Here is a 22926-nt window from a genome sequence, read left to right on the forward strand (position 1 = left end):
GCGGGCGATCCGCAGACATATTGGGCGCCGGTAAATACTTTCTTTTTTCTTTCGATGTTTGACATTTCGAAAGAAAAGCCGGATGGTGCGCTGGCCCAACAGGAACCACCGCATGGACCTCCTTCCGCTTTCCGATGCATCCGCCTGGCAGCGCCTGGGCGGGGCCGATACCGCCCGCGAGATCGCCCAGCAGCCGGCGCTGTGGCGGACCCTGGCGCAGGATCTGGCGCAGGCCGGCGACCGCCTGCAGTCCTTCCTCGGCGACCGCCTCGCCGATCCGAACCAGCGCGTGCTGTTCACCGGCGCCGGCAGTTCCGGCTTCATCGCCGAGATGGTGGCCGACGCGATCAATGCGCAGTGGCCGGCCGAGGTGCGCGCGGTGCACACCACCAGCCTGCTGACCCATCCGGCGCTGTACCTGCAGCGCGCGCGGCCGACCCTGCTGGTGTCGTTCGGGCGCAGCGGCTCCAGCCCGGAAAGCGTGGCCGCGGTGGAGCGCGTGCGCAGCGACGTGGACGACGCGCGCTTCCTCGACATCACCTGCAACGCCGACGGCGAACTGGCGCAGCGCGGCGCCGGCCGCGCCGACACCTGCACCCTGCTGATGCCGCCGGCCAGCTGCGACCGCGCCTTCGCCATGACCAGCAGCCTGACCTGCATGCTGCTGGCGGCGCTGAGCGTGTTCGACCGTGCGCCATGGGAAACGCGCAGCGCGCGCCTGCAGCGGCTGGCCGAACTGGCCGACCGCGGCCTGGCGCAATGGGATGGCGCGGTGGCGGCGCTGGCGCAGCGCCCGTTCGCGCGGGTGATCTATCTCGGCAGCGGCCCGCTGGAAGCGCTGGCGCGCGAGGCCGCGCTGAAGGTGCTGGAACTCACCGCCGGCCGCGTGCTGGCGCTGGCCAACACGCCGCTGGGCTTCCGCCACGGCCCCAAGTCCACGCTCGACCGCAGCACCCTGGTGGTGATGCTGCGCAGCGTGCAGCCGCTGGCGCGCCGCTACGAACAGGATCTGCTCGACGAACTGCGCCGCGACGGTGTGGCCGGCCAGGTGCTGGCGATCGGCCCGCATGCGGACATCGGCGCGGGCGACGACCACACGCTCGCCGTCGCCGGCCTGGACGATCTGTGGCTGGCGCCGCTGTGGCTGGGCTTCGCGCAGTTGTTTGCGCTGCAGCGTTCGGCCGCGCTCGGCCTGACTCCGGACAATCCGTTCCCCGACGGCACCGTCAACCGCGTGGTCCAGGGCGTCACCATCCACCATGGCTGAGCCTGGCGCGCCCACCTGCTACGGCCTCGACGTCGGCGGCACCAAGATCGAACTGGTGGCCTGCGACGCCGCACTGCAGGTGCTGTGGCGTCACCGCGTGGCCACGCCGCAGGGCGACTACGCTGGCTTCCTGCAGGCGGTGGTGGCGCTGGTGGCCGCGGCCGATGCCGCGCTCGGCCGCCACGACAGCGCGCTCGGCATCGCCCTGCCCGGTGTACGCGACCGCCGCAGCGGCCGCCAGTTGAGCGCGAACGTGCCGGCGCTGACCGGCCAGTGCGTGGCGCAGGACCTGCAGGCGCGGCTGCCGCGTCCGCTGCGCATCGGCAACGACCTGCAATGCTTCGCGCTGTCCGAGGCGCACGGCGGTGCCGCCGACGGCTACCCCAGCATGTTCGGCGCCATCCTTGGCACCGGCGCCGGCGGCGGCTTCTGCGTGCAAGGCCGCCTGCTCGCCGGCTGCAACGGCATCGCCGGCGAATGGGGCCACTGGAGCGTGCCCGGGCACCTGCTGCAGCGCCATCGCCTGCCGCTGCTGGACTGCGGCTGCGGCCTGCAGGGCTGCGTGGAGCGCTACGTGTCCGGCAGCGGCGTGGCGGCGATCGCGCGCCATCTCGGCAGCGACGCCGCCGACGCCAGCGCGGTGATCGCCCTGGCCGAGGCCGGCGATGCGCGCGCGCAGCAGGCGCTGGACATCCACCGCGACCTGCTCGGCCACAGCCTGGCCGCCGTGGTGCTGGCACTGGACCCGCACGTGATCGTGCTCGGCGGCGGGCTGTCGCAATACCCGCCGCTGTACCGGCAACTGCCCGACGCCATCGCCGCGCACCTGTTCGCCGGCGTGCAGGTGCCGCCGATCGTGCCGCCGCGCTTCGGCGATGCCGGCGGCGCCCGCGGTGCCGCGCTGCTGGCCTGCCATCCCGCCTATTCCTGATCCGCCGGAGTCCCCATGTCGCCCTTGCAGACCCTGCTCGCCTCCCATCGCGCCGGCGCCAACGTCGGCCTGTACAGCGTCTGCTGCAGCAACGACCAGGTGCTGCGCGCGGCGATGCAGGTCGCGCTGGCCCACGACACGCTGCTGCTGGTGGAGGCCACCTCCAACCAGGTCGACCAGTTCGGCGGCTATACCGGTATGACCCCGGCGCAGTACCGCGATTACGTCGGCGCACTGGCCGACACGGAAGGCTTCCCGCGCGCGCGGCTGATCCTGGGCGGCGATCACCTGGGCCCGAACGCCTGGCAGAAGGGGCCGGCCGCCGAGGCCATGACGCATGCGCGCGTGCTGATCGAACAGTACGTCGCCGCGGGCTTCCACAAGATCCACCTGGACTGCAGCATGGCCTGCGCCGACGATCCGGTGCCGCTGCCCGATGCCGTCGTCGCCGCGCGGTCGGCCGCACTGGCCGAGATCGCCGAGCGCACCGCCGCCGCACATGGGCTGCCACCACCGGTGTACGTGATCGGCACCGAGGTGCCGATTCCCGGCGGTGAAGCCTCGCTGGCCGGCGGCCTGCAGGTGACCACGCCGGCCGCGGCCGCGCAGACCCTGGCCATCCACCGGCAGGCCTTCGACACGCCGCCGCTGCGCGCCGCGTGGCAGCGGGTGATCGCGCTGGTGGTGCAGCCGGGCGTGGATTTCGACCACAGTAGCGTGCACGACTACGATCCGGCCGCCGCCGCCGCGCTGGCCGATTTCCTCGAGCAGCAGCCGCGCATCGTGTTCGAGGCGCACTCCACCGACTACCAGCGCGAGGACGCGCTGCACGCGCTGGTGCGCGACCACTTCGCCATCCTCAAGGTCGGCCCCGCCGCCACCTTCGCCTATCGCGAGGCGCTGTGCGCGCTGGCCGCGATCGAAGCCGAACTGCTGCCGGCGGCGCAGTGTTCGCGGTTGCCGCAGGTGCTGGACGCGGCGATGCAGGCGCAACCCGGATATTGGCAGTCCTACTATCCGGGCGACGCCGCCACGCAACGCCTGCTGCGCCGCCATTCCTTCAGCGACCGCTGCCGCTACTACTGGGGCGAGCCGGAGGTGCGCGCGGCGGTGGACACCTTGTTCGCCAACCTGGAACGGCATGCGCCGCCGCTGGTGCTGCTCAGCCAGTTCATGCCCGAGCAGTACCGCGCGGTGCGCGCCGGCCAGCTCGCCACTACCCCGGCGGCGCTGGTCCAGCACCGCATCGGCCTGTGCCTGGGCGAATACGCCCGCGCCTGCAGCGCCAACCGCGCCGACGCGCGCCGGCCACACGCCACAGCGGCTGCCGGCGTCGCGGCGAACGGCTAATCTTCCCGGTCGTCCGCGAATCCGAGAATGGCCATGCGCAACACCCGCTCCCGCCGCCAGCAGATCCTGCAGTCGCTGCTCGAACACGGCACGGTGCAGGTTGCCGACCTTGTGGAACGCTTCGACGTGTCGGCGGTGACCATTCGCGCCGATCTCAACCATTTCGAGGCGCAGGGCCTGGCCACCCGCACCCACGGCGGCGCCACGCTGGTGCGCACGCCGCCGCAGGAGCAGGACATCCATGAAAAGGACGCGCTGAACCTGCCGCTGAAGGAATCGATCGGCGCTTGCGCCGCGCGCATGGTGCAGCCCGGCGCCAACATCATCATCGACTCCGGTTCGACCACGATGACCCTGGCCCGGCACCTGCGCGCGCACCGCGACGTCACGGTGATGACCAACGGCCTCAACATCGCCTGGGAACTGGCCAACGCGCCCGGCATCAACGTACTGCTCACCGGCGGCCAGTTGCGCCAGCAATCGCTGTCGCTGCAGGGCAGCCAGGCCGAGGCCAGCCTCAACGCCTACGGTTTCGATACGCTGTTCCTGGGCGTGGACGGCCTGGACCTGCAGTTCGGCCTGACCACCCACGACGAGGCCGAAGCGCGGCTCAACCACCGCATGGTCGAGCGCGCGCGGCGCATCGTGGTGCTGACCGACGCCTCCAAGTTCGGCCGGGTCAGCCTGCACCGCATCGCCCGCCTGGACCAGATCCACGCCATCATCACCGACGCCGGCATCGACGAGGCCACCCGCGAGGGGCTGCAGCGGTTGGGCATCGAGGTGATCGTCGCCGAGCCCGCGCCATGACCGATACGCGTTCCCTGCATGGCCGCCTGCTCACCCCGCTGGGCTGGCGCCGCGGCCACGTCCACTTCGACACCCACGTGCGCCGGCTGCAGGTGGACGACCACAGCGGCGGCGGCGATCCGCAATTGCCGCTGATCCTGCCGGGCTTCGTCGACCTGCATGTGCATGGCGCCGACGGCTTGGACCTGATGCAGGGCGGCGACGCGGCACGGCGCATCGCACGCGCCCACCTGCGCTTCGGCACCACCACCCTGCTGGCGACCACCATGACCGCCGGCGTCGAGGAGATCGCGCACGCACTGCGCGGCGTCGCCGCGACCATGGCCGCGCCCGATGCCGACGCCGCCTGCATCGCCGGCGTGCACCTGGAAGGCCCCTTCATCAGCCCGCAGCGGCTGGGCGCGCAACCCGATCGCACGATCGAGGCCAGCCTCGCCCTGGTCCAGCAGTGGCAGGCGCTGGCGCCGATCCGGGTGCTGACCCTGGCGCCGGAGATCGGTGCGCACACCGCGCTGATTCCGGCGCTGACCGCACTGGGCATCCGCGTGCAGCTCGGCCACAGCGCCGGCAGCTACGAGGACGGCGTGGCGGCGCTGCAGGCCGGCGCGGCCGGCTTCACCCACCTGTTCAACGGCATGACCGGCGTGGACCACTACCGCCCCGGCATCGCCGCCGCGGCGCTGGCGCATGCGCAGTACGCCGAACTGATTCCCGACCTGCAGCATGTGCATCCCGGCGTGATTCGCCTCGCCGCGCGCGCGATCCCGCGCCTGTACGCGGTGACCGACGCCACCGCGGCCACCGGCATGCCCGATGGCGAATACGCACTGGGCGAGCAGCGCGTGCACAAGTGCGGCGGCTGCGTGCGCCTGGCCAGCGGCTCGCTGGCCGGCAGCGCACTGACCATGGACCAGGCGTTGCGCAACCTGGTGCAGGCGGGCCTGGAGCTGGCCGACGCCGCACAGCGCGTGTCCACCTTCCCGGCCGACTACCTGGGCCTGGGCGACCGCGGCCGCATCGCTCCCGACGCCCGCGCCGACCTGGTGGTGCTGGACAGCGACCTGCGCCTGCGCCAGGTGGTGGTGGGTGGGCGCATGCTGGATCTGCACGCGCATCACTGATCGCCGTGCGCGGCTGCGCGGTGCTGGCCAGCGGTGGTGCACGCAGACGCCGCCGAGTGGACGGCAAGGCATCGTCCAGGACGTGGGACGGGATGGAAGGGCGCCGCTGATCCGCCGGATGCAGCTTGCGCCTCCGTGGCAGGAGCGGCGTCAGCCGCGACGGGCGTACCCGCTAAGGCCGGTCGCGGCTGAAGCCGCTCCTATGACGGGTTTCCGGGCTGTGGGAGTGTCCTGAAGTCCCCCCACACCTTCTTCCTCCAGCGCATCGGCAGTGCTGTCGGAGCATCGGGCCACGCATAAAAAAGGCGCAGCCTCGCGGCTGCGCCAGCGTGTCGCACGCGCCGGGAGAGAGGCGGCGAGTGCGACCCGTGATCGGGCCTCAGCCCTGGATCACTTCACCTCGAACGTCTGCGGCGTGCCCGCCGCCTGGCCGTTCACGGTGACCTCGGCCTTGTACTGGCCGGCCGGCCAGCCCTTGGGATTGGTGAACTCGAAGTTGGTGGTGTCGGCACCGCTGGTATTGAGCGTCTCGGTGCGCTCGCCGGCGGTCTGGCCGTCCTGGAACACCAGCTTGGCGCCGACGTTGGCGTTGGTCGCCGAGCCCTCGGTCTTCACCGAAACGATGATCTTGTCCTTGCTGGCGAGCGTGGTCATCGGCGCGACGGACTTGTCCGCGGCGGCCGTGTTGCCGACAGCGACGGCGGCCACGTTCACCGCATTGGCACCTGCGGCGGCCGGCGCCGGCTGCTCCGCCGGGGCTGCGGGCGGACCCGGCATCTGCTCGGTCGGCGCGGACGAGGTGGGATCGGGCGACACGGTCTGTTGCTGCTCCTGCTTCTTGCAGCCGGCCAGTGCCAACGCGCCGACCAGGGCGATCATCAGGGGCGAAAACGCGGAGATCGAGCGGGTCTTCATCGGTGGGGACTCCTGTCGGAATAACGAAAGGGGGTGGTGGCGACGCCTCAGGCGCCGGCCGGCAGCTTGAGGGTCTGGCCGGGATAGATCTTGTCGGGGTCGGCCAGCACGTCGCGGTTGGCCTCGAAGATGCGCGTCCAGGCGTTGCCGTCGCCGTAATGCAGCTTGGCGATCTTGGATAACGAATCGCCAGGCTTGACCACGTACACCTGCTGCACCTGCTCGGCGGTGCTGTCGACCTTGCTCTGCACGGCGGAAAAATCCGCCTTCTGTACGACGTCGGCGGTGGTGTCCACCTTGGCGGTGACCGCCGAGAAATCGGCGCGCTTGTCGCTGTTCATCGCGTGGCTTCCTGCGTGATGGGACGCTGCCACGGTGTCACAGGATTTGTTAAAAAAGGATCGCGCGGCCGTGAACCGCGCGGCTGCGGTTCAGGCGCGCAGCGCGCATTCCAACGCGGCGAAATGTGTCGCTCAAACGCTCGGGACCGTGCATGCCAGCGGGACCGCGGGCACTCGCCACCATCGCCATGTGGGCGCATCGTCCAGGCGACGACTGCGCGAACCCCGGTCTGCCGCAGAGACGCTGACGACAGCGCTCCCCTCAGGGCGCTTCTTGTGGGAGGGACTTCAGTCCCGACTGCAGCACGCTCGGCCGCGTCGATGAAGTCGCGCGTCGCGGCCGATGGCGCAATCGCGGTGTCAGCGCCGCTCTACTGACGCAGATCGCGCAGGAAGCTCAGCGGCTCGGCCACGTCCGCGGTGGCGCGCCAGGGATTGATGTCCAGCCCGCCGCGGCGGGTGTAGCGCGCCTCCACCTGCAGCGACTGCGGCCGGCAGCGGGTCATCAGGTCGTTGAAGATGCGCTCCACGCACTGCTCGTGGAAGCCGGCGTGCTCGCGGAAACTGATCAGGTAGCGCAGCAGGCCTTCGCGGTCGATGCGGCCGCCGCGATAGCGCACATGCAGCGAGGCCCAGTCCGGCTGGCCGGTGACCGGGCAGTTGGACTTGAGCAATTCGCTGGTGAGGGTTTCCTCGACCACGTCGCCGTCGGCAGCGGACAGGAAGTCCGGACGCGGCGGACCGTAGCAGTCGATGGCGATGTCCAGCGCATCGAGCGACTCGCCCTCGCCCAGCGTGTCCATCGGCGGCAGGCCGAATTCCATCGCCACGTCGGCGCCGGCGCGCGCCGACAGGTCGGTGACGATGCAACTGCGCAGCGCTTCGGCGCTGTTGAAGCGCATCGCGTTGAGCGAGTTGAGATAGAGCTTGAGCGATTTGGATTCGATCAGGTTGGGCGAGGCGCACGGCACGTGCAGGGTCGCGGTGGCGACACAGGGCTTGCCCTGCGCATCGAGCCAGCTCAGTTCGTAGGCGTGCCAGCGGTCCACGCCGAAGAACGGCAGCGCCGCGGGGTCGAGACCGATCTCGGTGCGCGCCGCAGCGCGCGGGATGGGAAACAGCAGCGCGGGATCGTACTGCGACGGGTAGGCGACCTCGCGGCCGAGACTGGAATCCTGGGGGGTGTTCATGCCGTGCAGTGTAGCGGGCGCGTTCTGGCTGGGAGGTGTATGGGGTGGGGATTCGGGATTCGGGATTCGGGATTGGCAGAAGCAAAATCTGGCTCACTTGGATCGACGTGCTTGCGTCGATGCGAGGCGTTGCACGTCGCGACCGAGGTCGCTCCCACAAAGGCTCACCGCGAGCCCCCCGGATGCACTGTGGGAGGGACTTCAGTCCCGACGCATTGCGCCATCGGCAAGCGCGCCACTCGCGCCTCGCGCCTGCATGACGGTTGACTCACCGGGGACGATCAAGCGCCGCTCCAACGGATATGCGATGGAGCAGCACCGATGACGATTCCCTATGCCGCCGCACCCATGCGCTTGCGAATCCCCAATCCCCACTCCCCAATCACTGCTTCAAATAATCCAGCGTCACCTGCAGCATCGCGCGCAGGCCGACGCCCAGGGCGGTCTCGTCGAGCAGGAACTGCGGCGAGTGGTTGCTGGGCGCGGTGGCCGGGTCGATGCCGGGGCCGGTGGCGCCGACGAAGAAGAACATCGACGGCACCTGCTGCGCGTAGAACGAGAAATCCTCCGCGCCCATCTGCAGCGGCGGTTCGTAGACGTTGCCGGCGCCGACCACCGCCTGCAGGCTGGGCAGCATGCGCGCAGTCAGCGCCGGGTCGTTGACCGTGGCCGGGTTGCCGTCCTGGTCGGGCACGTGCGCCTCGGCCCTGGCGCCGTGCGCGGCGGCGGTGTGCTCGGCCACGGTCTTGAGGTCGGCGAAGATCTGCTGGCGCATGCCCTCGTCGAAGGTGCGGATGGTGCCGACCATCTCCACGTCGTCGGGAATGATGTTGTAGCGGATGCCGCCCTTGATCGCGCCGAAGCTGAGCACCGCTGGCTGCTTGGACAGGTTGGCGCGGCGGCTGATCACCGTCTGCGCCGCACCGATCAGGTCGGCGCTGGTCACGATCGGGTCGATGCCGTTCCACGGCGCCGAGCCATGGGTCTGGCGGCCGATCACCTTGATGCTGAAACGGTCCGAGGCGGCCATCAGCGGGCCGCCGCGCACCGCGATCTTGCCGGCCTGGACGCTGGAGAACACGTGCAGGCCGAACATCGCCTGCGGCTTGAAGTCGCGGAACAGGCCTTCCTTGAGCATCAGCGAGGCGCCGCCCTCCTCGTTGCCCGGGGCGCCCTCCTCCGACGGCTGGAACACCAGCATGACCTCGCCCGGCAGCTGCGCGCGCATCGCCACCAGCGCCTCGGCGACGCCGAGCAGGATCGCGGTGTGCGCGTCGTGGCCACAGGCGTGCATCACCCCCACGGTCTCGCCGCGGTACTCGCTGGTGGCCTTGGAGGCGAACGGCAGGCCGGTCTGCTCGGTCACCGGCAGCGCGTCCATGTCCGCGCGCAGGGCGATCTTCGGCCCGGGCAGCGCGCCTTTGACGATGGCCACCACGCCATGATGGGCGATGCCGGTCTGCGGCTTCAGGCCCAGCGCGCGCAGCCGCTCGGCGACCTTGGCGGCGGTGCGCTCCTCGCGGTTGGACAGCTCCGGGTGCTGGTGGAAGTCGCGCCGCCACTCCACCACCTTGGCCTGCAGCCTGGTCGCGGCGGCCGTCACCTCCGGGCGCTCGGCGCTCTGCGCCCAGGCCAGGGCGGGGACGGCGAACAGCATCGCGGACAGCAGGCGGGACAGGCGCGGCATGGCAGGGCTCCAGATCGGGACGCAACGGGCGTTCAGTCACTGTAGTGCATCGGCCGCCGGCGATGGGCGGCCACGGATCCCGCTGCGGACAAAAAACCCTTGCGAATCCGTGTCAACCGATGCGCCGCCTGCGCGTTGCGAGAGCGGACGACCGGCCTTGCCCACCCGCGGGGTCTGTCCCTTCAGTCATGGTCCAATCGCAACGCGCCGGCGATATGCTTTCTCGCTCGTCACCAGCCACTGCGGGAGGGCCCTCCACCCCGCCTCGCCACAGGAGTTTCCCCGGATGTCGCGTTTCTGGAAGATTGCGCTGCTGATCCTCGCAGCGGTGGCCGTGGTGGTGGTGGGCATGCGCGTCATGCGCGGCGGCGGACATCACAAGGGCGGCGGCCCCGGTGACGGCATGGGCGACGACAGCGACAACACGCCGGTCCCGGTGACGGTCGTCGCCGCCACCCACCAGGCGGTGCCGATCTACGCCACCGCCACCGGCACGGTGACCGCGCTGAGCACCGTCACCGTCAGCCCGCAGGTCGGCGGCCAGCTGATGAGCCTGAACTTCCGCGAAGGCCAGGAAGTGAAGAAGGGCGAGCTGCTGGCGCAGATCGACCCGCGCTCGCTGCAGGCCAGCTACGACCAGGCCGCGGCGAGCAAGCGCCAGAACCAGGCGCTGCTGGCCACCGCGCGTTCCACCTTCCAGCGCTCCGACTCGCCGGCCTACCGCCAGTACGTGGCCAAGACCGACCTGGACACGCAGCGCAACCAGGTGGCGCAGTACGAAGCGGCGGTCGCCGCCAACGACGCGCAGATGCGTGCGGCGCAGGTGCAGTTGCAGTACACCCGCATCCTCGCCCCCAGCGACGGCATCGCCGGCATCCGCGGCGTGGACGTGGGCAACATCGTCAGCACCAGCAGCACCATCGTCACCATCACCCAGGTGCACCCGATCTACGTGACCTTCAACCTGCCGGAGATCCAGCTGCAGGACGTGCGCCAGGCGCAGGCGGCCGCGCCGCTGCCGGTGACCGCGCTGGACCGCACCGATGCGCATCCGATCGCCAGCGACGGCCAGGTCGACGTGATCGACAACCAGATCAGCGCCGACACCGGCACCTTCAAGGTCCGCGCGGTGTTCCCGAACGACGACCGCGCGCTGTGGCCGGGCCAGTTCGTCAACGTGCGCCTGACCCTGCGCACCGTGGCCGACGGCGTGGTGGTCCCGACCCAGGCGGTGCAGCGCGGACCCAACGGCGACTACGTGTACGTGGTGCAGGCCGACAACACGGTCAAGATGCAGACGGTGAAGCAGGGCGCGGAAGTGGGCGACAGCCACGTGCAGCTGACCGAAGGCCTGAAGGCCGGTGAGCGGGTGGTCACCGAAGGCCAGTTCCGGCTCAAGCCCGGCACCAAGGTGAACGCGCTGAAGCCGGGCGAAGCGCCGCCGGAGCCGACCGAGGCCGAACTGAAGGCGGCCGAGGGCAAGCAGCAGCAGCGCGGCGGCGGACGCCGCGGCGGCGGGCCGCGCTGAGCGTGCCGCGCACGCTGCGCGCGGCGGCAACGGCCCTGCCGCGCCTGCGTGGCGGGCGGCGGCCGGATCGCGCGCAGGCGGCGGCGTTCCCGCCCTGCGTCGCGATCGCGGCACGGGGCCACGGCTCCCGCTGATTCCGCCGTCTTTCCCGGTGCCGGCCTGGCCGCGCCGGACTCTCACCAGCAAGGATCTTCCCCGTGGGCTTTTCGACGATCTTCATCCGCCGCCCGATCGCCACCACCTTGCTGATGGCAGGCGTGCTGCTGCTCGGCATCCTCGGCTACCGGCAGCTACCGGTGTCGGCGCTGCCGGAAATCGACGCGCCCAGCCTGGTGGTGACCACGCAGTATCCCGGCGCCAACGCCAGCACCATGGCCTCGCTGGTGACCACGCCGCTGGAGCGCCAGCTCGGGCAGATCTCCGGGCTGCAGATGATGACCTCCGACTCGTCGGCCGGCCTGTCCACGATCGTGCTGCAGTTCGCGATGGACCGCGACATCGACATCGCCGCGCAGGACGTGCAGGCGGCGATCCGCCAGTCCACCCTGCCCTCCTCGCTGCCCTACCAGCCGGTCTACAACCGGGTGAACCCGGCCGACGCGGCGATCCTCACCCTCAAGCTCAGCTCCGACACGCTGCCGCTGCGCGAGGTCAACAACTACGCCGACTCGATCCTGGCCCAGCGCCTGTCGCAGGTGCCGGGCGTGGGCCTGGTGTCGATCGCCGGCAACGTGCGCCCGGCGGTGCGCATCCAGGTCAATCCGGCGCAACTGTCGAACATGGGCCTGACCCTGGAGGCGCTGCGCAGCGCGCTGACCCAGACCAACGTCAACGCGCCGAAGGGCTCGCTCAACGGCAAGACCCAGTCCTACAGCATCGGCACCAACGACCAGCTGTCCAGCGCCGCCGAGTACCGCGACACCGTGATCAGCTACCGCAACGGCGCGCCGGTGCGGCTGTCGGACGTGGCCAAGGTGGTGGACGGGGTGGAGAACGACCAGCTCGCCGCCTGGGCCGACGGCAAGCCGGCGGTGCTGCTGGAAGTGCGCCGCCAGCCCGGCGCCAACATCGTGCAGACGGTGGAGCAGATCCGCGCGATCCTGCCGCAGCTGCAGGGCGTGCTGCCGGCCGGCGTGCACCTGGACGTGTTCTCCGACCGCACCGAGACCATTCGCGCCTCGGTGCACGAGGTCAAGTTCACCCTGATCCTGACCATCGGCCTGGTGGTGGCGGTGATCTTCGTGTTCCTGCGCCGGCTGTGGGCCACGGTGATCCCGTCGGTGGCGGTGCCGCTGTCGCTGGCCGGCACCTTCGCGGTGATGGCCTTCGCCGGCATGTCGCTGGACAACCTGTCGCTGATGGCGCTGGTGGTGGCCACCGGCTTCGTGGTCGACGATGCGATCGTGATGATCGAGAACATCGTGCGCTACATCGAACAGGGCAAGAGCGGCCGCGAGGCCGCGGAGATCGGCGCGCGCCAGATCGGCTTCACCGTGCTGTCGCTGACCGTGTCGCTGGTGGCGGTGTTCCTGCCGCTGATCCTGATGCCCGGCGTCACCGGCCGCCTGTTCCACGAGTTCGCCTGGGTGCTGAGCATCGCGGTGGTGATCTCGATGCTGGTGTCGCTGACGCTGACGCCGATGATGTGCGCCTACCTGCTCAAGCCCGACGCCCTGCCCGAGGGCGAGGACGCGCACGAGCGCACCGCGGCGGCCGGCAAGACCACGCTGTGGTCGCGCACCGTGGGCGTGTACGAGCGCAGCCTGGACTGGGTGCTGGGCCACCAGAAGCTCACCCTGCTGGTGGCGCTGGCGACCATGGTGCTGACCGTGCTGCTGTACGTGGTGATCCCCAAGGGTCTGCTGCCCGAGCAGGACACCGGGCTGATCACCGGCGTGGTCCAGGCCGACCAGAACGTGGCGTTCCCGCAGATGGAGCAGCGCACGCAGGCGGTGGCCGAGGCGCTGCGGCGCGACCCGGCGGTGACCGGCGTGGCCGCCTTCATCGGCGCCGGCTCGATGAACCCCACCCTCAACCAGGGCCAGCTGAGCATCGTGCTGAAGCCGCGCAGCGACCGCGACAGCCTGGAAGACCTGCTGCCGCGGCTGCAGAAGGCGGTGGCCGGGCTGCCCGGCGTCGCCCTGTACCTGAAGCCGGTGCAGGACGTGACCCTGGACACCCGCGTGGCCGCCACCGAATACCAGTACTCGCTCTCGGACGTGGACAGCGCCGAACTGGCGACCCAGGCCACGCGCCTGACCGAAGCGCTGCGCAAGCGCCCGGAACTGGCCGACGTGGACAACAACCTGGCCAACCAGGGCCGTGCGCTGGAACTGCACGTGGACCGCGAGAAGGCCAGCACCCTCGGCGTGCCGATGCAGACCATCGACGACACGCTGTACGACGCCTTCGGCCAGCGCCAGATCTCCACCATCTTCACCCAGCTCAACCAGTACCGCGTGGTGCTGGAAGTGGCGCCGGAGTTCCGCACCAGCACCGCGCTGCTCAACCAGCTGGCGGTGGCCAGCAACGGCAGCGGCGCGCTGACCGCCAGCAATGCCACCAGCTTCGGCCAGACCACCTCCAGCAACTCCTCCACCGCCACCGGCATCGGCGCGCAGAACACCGGCATCACCGTCGGCAGCGGCGGCACCGTGCCGCTGGCGGCGGTGGCCGAGGCCAAGCAATCGACCACGCCGCTGGTGGTCAGCCACCAGCAGCAGCTGCCGGCGGTCACCGTGTCGTTCAACCTGGCGCAGGGCTACTCGCTGTCGCAGGCGGTGGCGGCGATCGAGGAAACCCGCGCGCAGTTGCAGCTGCCGCCGCAGCTGCATGCCGAGTTCATCGGCAAGGCCGCCGAGTTCACCGGCAGCCAGACCGACGTGGTGTGGTTGCTGCTGGCCTCGGTGGTGCTGATCTATATCGTGCTGGGCGTGCTCTACGAGAGCTACATCCACCCGCTGACGATCATCTCCACGCTGCCGCCGGCCGGCGTCGGCGCGCTGCTGGCGCTGATGCTGTGCGGACTGAGCCTGTCGGTGGACGGCATCGTCGGCATCGTGCTGCTGATCGGCATCGTCAAGAAGAACGCGATCATGATGATCGACTTCGCGATCGACGCGCGCCGCGAAGGCGCCAACGCCCACGACGCGATCCGCCGCGCCTGCCTGCTGCGCTTCCGCCCGATCATGATGACCACCGCCGCGGCGATGCTGGGCGCACTGCCGCTGGCGCTGGGCGACGGCATCGGCTCGGAACTGCGCCGCCCGCTCGGCATCTCCATCGTCGGCGGCCTGCTGCTGTCGCAGCTGGTCACCCTGTACACCACCCCGGTGATCTACCTGTACATGGAACGCGCCTCCGAGCGCGTGCGTCGCTGGCGCGAGCGGCGTGCGGCGCGGCAGGCGACGGCGGCGGAGGGAAGGGCGTGAGAGGCCGGGATTCGAGAATCGGGAATCGGGAATCGGAAAGCGCCGAGTCCGCACGCTGCCGACTCGTTCACTCCGTGCCGGATCCTCGAAAGACTGACACAGAGCGCGTACTGCGATTCCCGATTCCCCATTCCCCATTCCCGGCCCCATGAACATCTCCGCGCCCTTCATCCGCCGTCCCATCGGCACCGCGCTGCTGGCCATCGGCCTGTTCGTGATCGGCATGATGTGCTACCTGCGCCTGGGCGTGGCGGCGCTGCCGAACATCTCGATCCCGGTGATCTTCGTGCAGGCCAGCCAGGCCGGCGCCGATGCCTCGACCATGGCCGCCACGGTCACCGCGCCGCTGGAGCGGCACCTGGGCCAGGTGCCCGGCATCGACACCATGCGCTCCTCCAGCTCGGAGGGGAACAGCCAGGTGTTCATGGTGTTCCAGAGCAGCCGCAACATCGATTCGGCGGCGCAGGACGTGCAGACCGCGATCAACGCCGCGCAGGCCGACCTACCCTCCGGCCTGGCCACGCCGCGCTACCAGAAGGCCAATCCCAACGACGATCCGGTCATCGCCATCGCCCTGACCTCGGACACGCAGTCGGCCGACGAGCTGTACAACGTCGCCGATTCGCTGCTGGCGCAGCGCCTGCGCCAGATCAGCGGCGTGGCCTCGGTGGACATCGGCGGCGCCTCCACGCCGGCGGTGCGGGTGGATGTGAACCTGCGCGCGCTCAACGCCATGGGCCTGACCCCGGACGACCTGCGCAACGCGGTGCGCGCGGCCAACGTCACCTCGCCCACCGGCTTCCTCAGCGACGGCGCCACCACCACCGCCATCGTCGCCAACGACGCGGTGGCCAAGGCCGCCGACTTCGGCCAGGTGGTGATCAGCCAGCAACAGGGCCGCGCGGTGCGCCTGCGCGACATCGCCAACGTCTACGACGGCCAGCAGGATGCCTACCAGGCGGCCTGGTTCGGCGGCAAGCCGGCGGTGGTGATGTACGTGTTCACCCGCGCCGGCGCCAACATCGTGGAGACGGTGGACCGGGTCAAGGCCGAGATCCCGATGCTGCGCACCTACCTGCAGCCGGGCACGAAGATGACGGCGTACTTCGACCGTACCCCGACCATCCGCGCCTCGCTCAACGAGGTGCAGGCCACGCTGATGATCAGCCTGGCGATGGTGGTGCTGACCATGGCGCTGTTCCTGCGCCGGCTGGCGCCCACGCTGATCGCCGCGGCCACCGTGCCGCTGTCGCTGGCCGGCGCGGCGCTGGCGATGTACGTCATGGGCTTCACCCTCAACAACCTGAGCCTGCTGGCGCTGGTGATCGCGATCGGCTTCGTCGTCGACGATGCGATCGTGGTCATCGAGAACATCATGCGCCACCTCGACGAGGGCATGTCGCGGCTGGACGCGGCGCTGGCCGGCGCGCGCGAGATCGGCTTCACCATCGTCTCGATCACCGCCTCGCTGGTGGCGGTATTCATTCCGATCCTGTTCGCCAGCGGCATGATCGGGGTGTTCTTCCGCGAGTTCACCGTCACCCTGGTCGCGGCGATCTGCGTCTCGGCGGTGGTCTCGCTGACGCTGACCCCGGCGCTGTGCAGCCGCTTCCTGTCCGCGCACGCCGAGCCGGAGCAACCCGGCCGCTTCGGCGCCTGGCTGGAGCGCATGCACGATCGCATGCTGCGCGTGTACACCGTGGCCCTGGACTTCTCGCTGCGCCACGCGCTGTTGCTGGCGCTGACCCCGCTGCTGCTGATCGCGGCCACGGTGTTCCTGGCCGGCGCGGTCAAGAAGGGCTCGTTTCCGGCACAGGACACCGGCCTGATCTGGGGCCGCGCCACCTCCAGCGCCACCGTGTCCTTCGCCGACATGGTGAACCGCCAGCGCCGCATCACCGACATGCTGATGTCCGACCCGGCGGTGAAGATCGTCGGCGCGCGCCTGGGCAGCAGCCGCCAGGGCTCCAGCGCCAGCTTCAACATCGAACTCAAGCGCCGCGACGAAGGCCGCACCGATACCACCGCGCAGGTGCTGGCGCGGCTCAGCGCCAAGGCCGACCGCTACCCCGACCTGCAACTGCGCCTGCGCGCGATCCAGGACCTGCCCAGCGACGGTGGCGGCGGCACCAGCCAGGGCGCGCAGTACCGCGTCTCGCTGCAGGGCAACGACAACGCGCAGTTGCAGGAATGGCTGCCCAAGCTGCAGGCCGCCCTGAAGCAGAACCCCAAGCTGCGCGACGTCGGCACCGACGTGGACAACGCCGGCCTGCGCCAGAACATCGTCATCGACCGCGCCCTGGCCGCGCGCCTGGGCGTGTCGATCGGCGCCATCGACGGCGCGCTGTACGGCGCGTTCGGTCAGCGCCAGATCTCCACCATCTACTCCGACCTCAACCAGTACAGCGTGGTGGTCAACGCGCTGCCGGACCAGACCGCCACGCCGGCGGCGCTGAACCGCATCTACGTGCCCACCCGCAACGGCACGATGATCCCGCTGACCGCGGTGGCGCATCAGGTGCCGGGTCTGGCCCCGTCGCAGATCACGCACATGAACCAGTACACGACCATGGACCTGAGCTACAACCTGGCGCCAGGCGTGAGCACCGGCGAGGGCGATGCGATCATCGCCGCCACCGTGGCCGGGCTGCGCATGCCCGGCGACATCCGTATCGCCGACGGCGGCGGCTTCGGCGTGCAGTTGCAGCCGAACTCGATGCTGGTGCTGGTGCTGGCCGCGATCGTGGTGGTCTACATCGTGCTGGGCATGCTCTACGAGAGCCTGGTGCACCCGGTGACCATCCTCTCCACGCTACCGGCCGCCGGCATGGGCGCGCTGCTGGCGCTGTGGGTCACCGGCACCGAGCTGTCGGTGATCTCGATGATCGCGCTGGTGCTGCTGATCGGCATCGTCAAGAAGAACGCGATCATGATGATCGACTTCGCCCTGGTCGCCGAGCGCGAACACGGCAAGACCCCGCTGGAGGCCGCGCGCGAAGCCTGCATCGTGCGCTTCCGCCCGATCATGATGACCACGATGGTGGCGATCCTGGCCGCGGTGCCGCTGGCGGTGGGCCTGGGCGAAGGCTCGGAGCTGCGCCGCCCGCTCGGCATCGCGATGATCGGCGGCCTGCTGATCTCGCAGAGCCTGACCCTGCTCAGCACCCCGGCGCTGTACGTGATCTTCTCCTGCCTGCGCGAACGTTGGTACGCCCGGCGCGAGCGGCGGCGCGAGCGGCGGCAGCTGCGGGTGGCCTGACGGCCGGGAATCGGGAATAGAGAATGGGGAATCGGAAAAGCGAGGAGCAAAGAGCGGTCATGCGCCACTGAGGCGAAAGCGGCACCAGTTGCCTCAGTCACTCGACCCTCATGCTCTTCCCATTCCCCACTCCCGATTCCCTATTCCCGGCTTCTCAGCCACACCCCTCCACATAATCCACCTGCGGCGGCAGGCCCACGCGCCAGGCGACGGCCTTGCCGGCTGCGTCGGTCTCGAACACCAGCACGCCAGGCTGGCCAGGCTCGCCGCGTACGCGCAGCATCTTGGCGCCTTCGACGTACTTGTGCGGCTGCTCTTCCACGCGACCGGCGTACAGCGCGCGCAGGTGCGCCAGGTCCATGCCGACCTTGCCGCCGCCGGGCGCGGTCTCCTTGGGGGTGCGCACGTCGTAGCGCACCAATTTGTCGCCTTCGATCATCAGGCCGAACCGGTTGTTGCCCTTGGCCCAGCGCGGACGCAGCACGTAGCAGCTGCTGCCGGCGCTGGGCTGGCCGTCGAGCTCGCCGCCCCAGGCGGCGCGTGCCTGCGCCGCCGGCATGCCCAGGCGCAGGTCGCCGTAGCCATCGATGCGGGCCAGTTGCCGGTCGTCCGCGGCCAGTTCCGGCGGCAGCGCCGAGGCCGGCGCCTGTGCCGGCGGCACGTCGCTATCGGGCTGGTCGATGTCCGGCGGCGGCAAGGCGCCGTCGTCGGCCGTGGCGGGTGCCGCGGTCTGCGCCTGAGCCGGCGCAGAGGGTGCGGGAGGCGCGGCCGGCGGCGCGGGCGGCTGCCGGTCGCAGGCGGCGAGCGCGAGCAGCAACACCGCCACGCCTGGTTGAATCGGCTTCATCGCACTTCCTCACTGGACCAGCGCATAGGCTAGCGTGCATGCCCTCGCCCTGCACGGCAGCGGCGACCCACTGCCAGGCATGCGCGGCCGAGCACCGCGTCCCGGACCAGGCGTTCGACCACGTCGACGGCGTGCCGCTTGCCGGCACCGACACGCCGACGCATCGCCCCTGTCATCGGCATTTCACCGCTGCGCGCCATGCTGCGCGCCTACCGACCCCGCCGCCATGCACCCGCGCAAGACCGCCCTCGCCCTTGCGGCACTGCAATCGCACGATGCGCCGCTGGACATGCGCCAGCGACGCGTGCTGATCCTGGCCGACGGCCAGCGCAGCGTCGATGAACTGGCCACGCTGGGCGGCCGCGGCGCCGATGCGATCGTGCAGGGGTTGCTGGAGCAGGGCTACCTGGACGATGGGCGCAGCGTCGCCGCCGCAACGGTGACCGCGAGCGCGCCACCACCACCGGCCGACCCGCGTCGCGCCCTGCTCAATGCACGCATGTATCTGCTGGACCTGCTGCAACTGCAGCGGCATCCGGCCTCGCCTGCCCTGCAGCTGCAGTTGCGCGCCGCGCGCGAGGAGCAGGACACCCTGCGCGCGATCGCGCTGGCGCTGCGCGCGATGCCGGAGATGACCTCCGAGCGCTACGCGCAGCGCATCCGCGAGCGCGTGTTGGAGATCCTGCCGGCATCGCTGCACGGCGCGCTGACGGCCGCGGCGGAGCCCGCCTGACGGGCAGCGCCGCCGTGCGTCGCAGCGGCAGTCCCGGCAGCAGCCTGAGTGGCGCGACCGCGCCGGCACCCGCTCAGGGCGCGCGGAAGTGCCGGCGCAGGCCCTGCCAGCACTGCTGGTAGTCGCGCTGGCGATGCGTGGCGTCCAGCGCCTGTGCGGTCGGGCGCAGCACCGCACGCGTCTCGAACATGAAGGCCATGGTGTCGGCAATGACGTCCGGGCGCGACAGGTCGGCCTGCGAGGCCTTGTCGAAGGTGGCCGCATCCGGGCCGTGCCCACTCATGCAGTTGTGCAGCGACGCGCCGCCAGGGGCGAAGCCGTCGGCCTTGGCATCGTAGACGCCGTGCACCAGGCCCATGAACTCGCTGGCCACGTTGCGGTGGAACCACGGCGGCCGGAAGGTGTGCTGCGCCACCAGCCAGCGCGGCGGGAAGATCGCGAAATCCATGTTGGCGGTGCCGGGCGTGTCGCTGGGCGCGGTCAGCACGGTGAAGATGCTCGGATCGGGATGATCGAAGCTGATCGAGCCAATGGTGTTGAAGCGACGCAGGTCGTACTTGTACGGCGCGTAGTTGCCGTGCCAGGCGACCACGTCCAGCGGCGAATGCCCGATCGGCGCGCGCCACAGATGGCCCTGGAACTTGGCGATCAGTTCGAACGCACCCTCGTCTTCCTCGTAGGCGGCGACCGGCGTGAGGAAGTCGCGTGGGTTGGCCAGGCCGTTGGCGCCGATCGGCCCCAGGTCGGGCAGCCGCAGCAGGCCGCCGAAGTTCTCGCACACGTAGCCGCGCGCGGGGCCGTCGGGCAGTTCCACGCAGAAGCGCACGCCGCGCGGGATCACCGCGATCTCCTGCGGCGCCACTTCCAGCGTGCCCAGTTCGGTGCACAGGCGCAGTTGCCCGAGCTGCGGGACCAACAGCAGTTCCGCATCGGCGTTGTAGAAGAACCGGCCCTGCATTGACGCGTTAGCCGCATACAGATGCACCGCCACGCCATGCTGCGCTTCGGCCGAACCGTTGCCGGCCATCGTGTACAGGCCATCGACGAAGTCCACCGGCGTCTCCGGCAGCGGCAACGGGCTCCAGCGCAACTGGTCCGGCGGCACCGGACCGCGCTGGAAGTCGTTGTGGAACGCGCCGGCACGGTCGTAGGCGACGAAGCCGCCGTGCATCACCGCCGGCCGGATGCGATACAGCCAGCTGCGCCGGTTGGCGCCGCGCGGCGCGGTGAACGCGGTTCCCGACAACTGCTCGGCGTACAGGCCATGGGCCACGCGCTGCGGCGAGTTCTGCCCGACCGGCAACGCGCCGGGCACCGCCTCGGTGGCGAATTCGTTGCCGAAGCCGGACATGTAGCGATGATGGTCATGCATATGCTTGAGCCTTGGATATCAAGCCCCTCTCCCACCGGGAGAGGGGTTGGGGTGAGGGTACGGCGACCCAGTGGCGTCGCAAATCACCTGGATCACGGCATCGATCGAAAGCAGTACGTCATTGTTCCAGAAGCGCATGACCCGCCAGCCTTGCGATGCCAGCCAATGCGTTCTTGTGGCATCGCATGGTTCGGTATGTTGCGCGCCGTCGATTTCGACAATCAGCTTTGCCGCCACACAACAGAAATCTGCGACATACGGTGGGATCGGGTACTGACGCCGGAACTTGGCACCTTGCAACTGTCCGCTTCTCAGACAACGCCATAGCGCGCGCTCGGCGTCGGTCATGGTGCGACGTAGGTGGCGTGCGTGTGCCAGTGTCGATGTGGGTAGTGGCGGTTTGATCGTCATGACCCCACCGTACCCTCACCCCAACCCCTCTCTCCCACAGGGACTTCCTTCGGTCGCCGATGGGAGAGGGGCTAATGCCGCTGTCCGGACTCTCCGCGCTGCGCTGTCAGCATCTGCCCTCAGAGCACCCCGCGCTTCATCTGGTCGCGCTCGATGCTCTCAAACAGCGCCTGGAAGTTGCCTTCGCCGAAGCCCTCGTTGCCCTTGCGCTGGATGATCTCGAAGAAGATCGGGCCGATGCAGTTCTGGGTGAAGATCTGCAGCAGCTTGCGCTGCTTGGTCTCCAGGTCGGCGTCGATCAGGATCTTGTTGCGCGCCAGCCGCGCCACGTCCTCGCCGTGATTGGGGATGCGCTGGTCGATCACCTCGAAATAGGTGTCCGGCGTGTCCAGGAACTCGACACCGGCCGCGCGCATGCGCTCCACGGTCTCGTAGATGTCGTCGGTGAAGCAGGCGATGTGCTGGATGCCTTCGCCGCGGTAGGCGTCCAGGTACTCGTTGATCTGGCTCTTCGGATCGGACGATTCGTTGAGCGGGATGCGCACCACGCCGTCCGGCGCGGTCATCGCCTTGGACACCAGCCCGGTCTTGGCGCCCTTGATGTCGAAGTAGCGGATCTCGCGGAAGTTGAACAGGCGCTCGTAGTAGTCCGACCAGCGCTGCATGTTGCCGAAGTACAGGTTGTGGGTCAGGTGGTCGATGAAGGTCAGGCCGAAACCGGCCGGATGCTGCTCGGCACCGGGCACCGGCTCGAACTCGGTGTACACCGAGCCCTTCTCGCCGTACTGGTCGACCAGGTACAGCATGCAGTCGCCGATGCCCTTGACCACCGGTGCCGGCACCGCGCGGGTGTCGGCCTTGTCGGCGATCGCTTCGCCGCCGTTCTCCAGCACCTTGGCGAACACGTCGTCGGCCGGGTGCCGGAAGCGGATCGCGAAGCCGCAGGCGCAGGGACCATGTGCGGCCGCGAAATCGGCGGCGAAGGAATCCGGTTCCTCGTTGACCAGGAAGTTGACCCCGCCCTGGCGGTACACGGTGATCGCGCGCTGGCGATGGCGCAGCACCGCGGTGAAGCCCATGCTGCGGAAGTACGCGTGCAACTGTTCGCCCTGCCCGGCCGGCGCGGCGAATTCCACGAACTCGAAACCGTCGATGCCCATCGGGTTCTCGAAGGTGGTGACCTGCATGCCGAGGTTGGTCGGCTGCGACGGATGCTGCGCTTGTGCATTCATGACGCGTCTCCTGGAGGGGGGAGTCGCGGCGGCCGGGCCGAAATTTCGGATGCGGACGGGCGCCAGACTCGCGAGAATGGACCGTAGTATCCTCCGTTATAGTTACAAGTGAAACCACCAGCAAGGTGCAATGCAGCATGACGATCGCCACGCCCGCTCCCACGCCCGACTCGCCCTCCCTGGATCTGGAACGGTTCCTGCCGTACCGGATCAGCGTGCTGTCCAACCGCATCAGCAGCAACATCGCCCGCGTCTACGGCGAGCGCTACGGCATGGCGGTGACCGAGTGGCGGGGGGGGGGGGGGGGGGGGGCGGGTTCGCGGGGGGGGGGGGGGGGGGGGTGCCCGGGGCCCGCGGGGGGGGGGGGGGGGGGGGGGGGGGGGGGGGGGGGGGGGGGGGGGGGGGGGGGGCTTTCCCCGCGGGGCACCCACCGGCGCGCGCCCCCCCCCGGGGGGGCACCCCGCCCGGGCGGGGGGGGGGGGGGACGGGGGGGGGGCGGGG

Annotated in this window: 17 protein-coding genes and 1 pseudogene; 10 read left to right on the forward strand and 8 right to left on the reverse strand. The window is 70.0% G+C overall.

Going from position 1 to position 22926, the window contains the following annotated elements; translation table 11 throughout:
* Positions 1 to 112 precede the first annotated feature (112 nt).
* The 5 genes from CEK68_RS05410 to CEK68_RS05430 are packed head-to-tail and all read left to right on the forward strand — an operon-like array spanning position 113 to position 5479.
* Complete coding sequence (locus CEK68_RS05410; protein WP_152238774.1) at positions 113 to 1267, forward strand: SIS domain-containing protein; 1155 nt, start codon at positions 113 to 115, stop codon at positions 1265 to 1267.
* Positions 1260 to 2198: an ROK family protein gene (locus tag CEK68_RS05415; RefSeq protein ID WP_152238775.1), complete on the forward strand. Its 939-nt coding sequence runs from the start codon at positions 1260 to 1262 to the stop codon at positions 2196 to 2198. Before CEK68_RS05410 ends, CEK68_RS05415 begins: the two co-directional genes overlap by 8 nt.
* Positions 2199 to 2213: 15 nt before the next feature.
* Positions 2214 to 3548, forward strand: coding sequence for a D-tagatose-bisphosphate aldolase, class II, non-catalytic subunit (locus CEK68_RS05420; RefSeq protein WP_152238776.1), 1335 nt, complete (start codon positions 2214 to 2216; stop codon positions 3546 to 3548).
* A 27-nt stretch (positions 3549 to 3575) separates the two neighbouring features.
* Complete coding sequence (locus CEK68_RS05425) at positions 3576 to 4358, forward strand: DeoR family transcriptional regulator (RefSeq protein WP_017911037.1); 783 nt, start codon at positions 3576 to 3578, stop codon at positions 4356 to 4358.
* Complete coding sequence (locus CEK68_RS05430; protein ID WP_152238777.1) at positions 4355 to 5479, forward strand: amidohydrolase family protein; 1125 nt, start codon at positions 4355 to 4357, stop codon at positions 5477 to 5479. The genes CEK68_RS05425 and CEK68_RS05430 overlap by 4 nt, the downstream gene beginning before the upstream one ends.
* 390 nt (positions 5480 to 5869) lie before the next feature.
* Here the strand turns inward: CEK68_RS05430 and CEK68_RS05435 are convergent, their stop codons facing one another.
* From CEK68_RS05435 to CEK68_RS05450, 4 genes are all read right to left on the reverse strand, one after another.
* The gene (locus CEK68_RS05435) at positions 5870 to 6394 is read right to left on the reverse strand and encodes a hypothetical protein (protein ID WP_152238778.1); all 525 of its coding nucleotides are present in this window, start codon (positions 6392 to 6394) and stop codon (positions 5870 to 5872) included.
* Between the two features lie 47 nt (positions 6395 to 6441).
* Positions 6442 to 6735: a LysM peptidoglycan-binding domain-containing protein gene (locus tag CEK68_RS05440; protein ID WP_017911040.1), complete on the reverse strand. Its 294-nt coding sequence runs from the start codon at positions 6733 to 6735 to the stop codon at positions 6442 to 6444.
* Between the two features lie 371 nt (positions 6736 to 7106).
* The gene (gene queF, locus CEK68_RS05445) at positions 7107 to 7925 is read right to left on the reverse strand and encodes an NADPH-dependent 7-cyano-7-deazaguanine reductase QueF (protein WP_152238779.1); all 819 of its coding nucleotides are present in this window, start codon (positions 7923 to 7925) and stop codon (positions 7107 to 7109) included.
* A 382-nt stretch (positions 7926 to 8307) separates the two neighbouring features.
* Positions 8308 to 9612: a M20 family metallopeptidase gene (locus CEK68_RS05450; protein WP_152238780.1), complete on the reverse strand. Its 1305-nt coding sequence runs from the start codon at positions 9610 to 9612 to the stop codon at positions 8308 to 8310.
* A gap of 286 nt (positions 9613 to 9898) precedes the next feature.
* Between CEK68_RS05450 and CEK68_RS05455 the strand changes: the two genes are divergently transcribed.
* The 3 genes from CEK68_RS05455 to CEK68_RS05465 all read left to right on the forward strand — a co-directional run bounded on the left by CEK68_RS05455 (position 9899) and on the right by CEK68_RS05465 (position 17830).
* Positions 9899 to 11140 (forward strand): efflux RND transporter periplasmic adaptor subunit, encoded by a 1242-nt coding sequence (locus CEK68_RS05455; RefSeq protein WP_152238781.1) that lies wholly within the window; start codon positions 9899 to 9901, stop codon positions 11138 to 11140.
* A gap of 197 nt (positions 11141 to 11337) precedes the next feature.
* Positions 11338 to 14571 carry an efflux RND transporter permease subunit gene (locus tag CEK68_RS05460; protein ID WP_043094504.1) on the forward strand — a complete coding sequence of 1078 codons (3234 nt, stop codon included), beginning with the start codon at positions 11338 to 11340 and terminating at the stop codon, positions 14569 to 14571.
* 148 nt (positions 14572 to 14719) lie between these two features.
* The gene (locus CEK68_RS05465; RefSeq protein ID WP_152238782.1) at positions 14720 to 17830 is read left to right on the forward strand and encodes an efflux RND transporter permease subunit; all 3111 of its coding nucleotides are present in this window, start codon (positions 14720 to 14722) and stop codon (positions 17828 to 17830) included.
* 154 nt (positions 17831 to 17984) lie between these two features.
* Here CEK68_RS05465 and CEK68_RS05470 read toward each other — a convergent pair whose 3' ends face one another.
* Positions 17985 to 18677, reverse strand: a complete 693-nt coding sequence (locus CEK68_RS05470) for a lectin (protein ID WP_226977770.1) — start codon at positions 18675 to 18677, stop codon at positions 17985 to 17987.
* 226 nt (positions 18678 to 18903) lie between these two features.
* On the opposite strand from CEK68_RS05470, the gene CEK68_RS05475 reads away from it, so the two are divergent.
* A complete protein-coding gene (locus CEK68_RS05475) occupies positions 18904 to 19410 on the forward strand; it encodes a hypothetical protein (RefSeq protein WP_152238783.1) in 507 nt (168 codons plus the stop codon).
* Positions 19411 to 19483: 73 nt separating this feature from the next.
* Here the strand turns inward: CEK68_RS05475 and hmgA are convergent, their stop codons facing one another.
* The 3 genes from hmgA to hppD form a co-directional block, all read right to left on the reverse strand.
* Entirely contained in the window at positions 19484 to 20782 is a 1299-nt protein-coding gene (hmgA, locus tag CEK68_RS05480; protein ID WP_152238784.1) for a homogentisate 1,2-dioxygenase, read from the reverse strand.
* Positions 20783 to 20800: 18 nt separating this feature from the next.
* Positions 20801 to 21193, reverse strand: a complete 393-nt coding sequence (locus CEK68_RS05485; RefSeq protein WP_152238785.1) for an endonuclease domain-containing protein — start codon at positions 21191 to 21193, stop codon at positions 20801 to 20803.
* A gap of 119 nt (positions 21194 to 21312) precedes the next feature.
* Positions 21313 to 22380, reverse strand: a complete 1068-nt coding sequence (gene hppD / locus CEK68_RS05490) for a 4-hydroxyphenylpyruvate dioxygenase (protein WP_087963682.1) — start codon at positions 22378 to 22380, stop codon at positions 21313 to 21315.
* Positions 22381 to 22562: 182 nt separating this feature from the next.
* Between hppD and CEK68_RS21200 the strand changes: the two are divergent.
* A pseudogene (locus CEK68_RS21200) lies at positions 22563 to 22718 on the forward strand (MarR family transcriptional regulator); the annotation flags it as partial.
* Positions 22719 to 22926: the final 208 nt, after the last annotated feature.

This window comes from Xanthomonas sp. LMG 12461, from assembly GCF_009192935.1.
Classification (GTDB): domain Bacteria; phylum Pseudomonadota; class Gammaproteobacteria; order Xanthomonadales; family Xanthomonadaceae; genus Xanthomonas_A; species Xanthomonas_A sontii.

Excerpts from the sequence above, each read along its gene's own strand:
- CEK68_RS05410 (WP_152238774.1), top strand. The coding sequence starts at position 113 with ATGGACCTCCTTCCGCTTTCCGATGCATCCGCCTGGCAGCGCCTGGGC.
- CEK68_RS05415 (WP_152238775.1), top strand. The coding sequence starts at position 1,260 with ATGGCTGAGCCTGGCGCGCCCACCTGCTACGGCCTCGACGTCGGCGGC.
- CEK68_RS05420 (WP_152238776.1), top strand. The coding sequence starts at position 2,214 with ATGTCGCCCTTGCAGACCCTGCTCGCCTCCCATCGCGCCGGCGCCAAC.
- CEK68_RS05425 (WP_017911037.1), top strand. The coding sequence starts at position 3,576 with ATGGCCATGCGCAACACCCGCTCCCGCCGCCAGCAGATCCTGCAGTCG.
- CEK68_RS05430 (WP_152238777.1), top strand. The coding sequence starts at position 4,355 with ATGACCGATACGCGTTCCCTGCATGGCCGCCTGCTCACCCCGCTGGGC.
- CEK68_RS05435 (WP_152238778.1), bottom strand. The coding sequence starts at position 6,394 with ATGAAGACCCGCTCGATCTCCGCGTTTTCGCCCCTGATGATCGCCCTG.
- CEK68_RS05440 (WP_017911040.1), bottom strand. The coding sequence starts at position 6,735 with ATGAACAGCGACAAGCGCGCCGATTTCTCGGCGGTCACCGCCAAGGTG.
- queF (WP_152238779.1), bottom strand. The coding sequence starts at position 7,925 with ATGAACACCCCCCAGGATTCCAGTCTCGGCCGCGAGGTCGCCTACCCG.
- CEK68_RS05450 (WP_152238780.1), bottom strand. The coding sequence starts at position 9,612 with ATGCCGCGCCTGTCCCGCCTGCTGTCCGCGATGCTGTTCGCCGTCCCC.
- CEK68_RS05455 (WP_152238781.1), top strand. The coding sequence starts at position 9,899 with ATGTCGCGTTTCTGGAAGATTGCGCTGCTGATCCTCGCAGCGGTGGCC.
- CEK68_RS05465 (WP_152238782.1), top strand. The coding sequence starts at position 14,720 with ATGAACATCTCCGCGCCCTTCATCCGCCGTCCCATCGGCACCGCGCTG.
- CEK68_RS05470 (WP_226977770.1), bottom strand. The coding sequence starts at position 18,677 with ATGAAGCCGATTCAACCAGGCGTGGCGGTGTTGCTGCTCGCGCTCGCC.
- CEK68_RS05475 (WP_152238783.1), top strand. The coding sequence starts at position 18,904 with ATGCACCCGCGCAAGACCGCCCTCGCCCTTGCGGCACTGCAATCGCAC.
- hmgA (WP_152238784.1), bottom strand. The coding sequence starts at position 20,782 with ATGCATGACCATCATCGCTACATGTCCGGCTTCGGCAACGAATTCGCC.
- CEK68_RS05485 (WP_152238785.1), bottom strand. The coding sequence starts at position 21,193 with ATGACGATCAAACCGCCACTACCCACATCGACACTGGCACACGCACGC.
- hppD (WP_087963682.1), bottom strand. The coding sequence starts at position 22,380 with ATGCAGGTCACCACCTTCGAGAACCCGATGGGCATCGACGGTTTCGAG.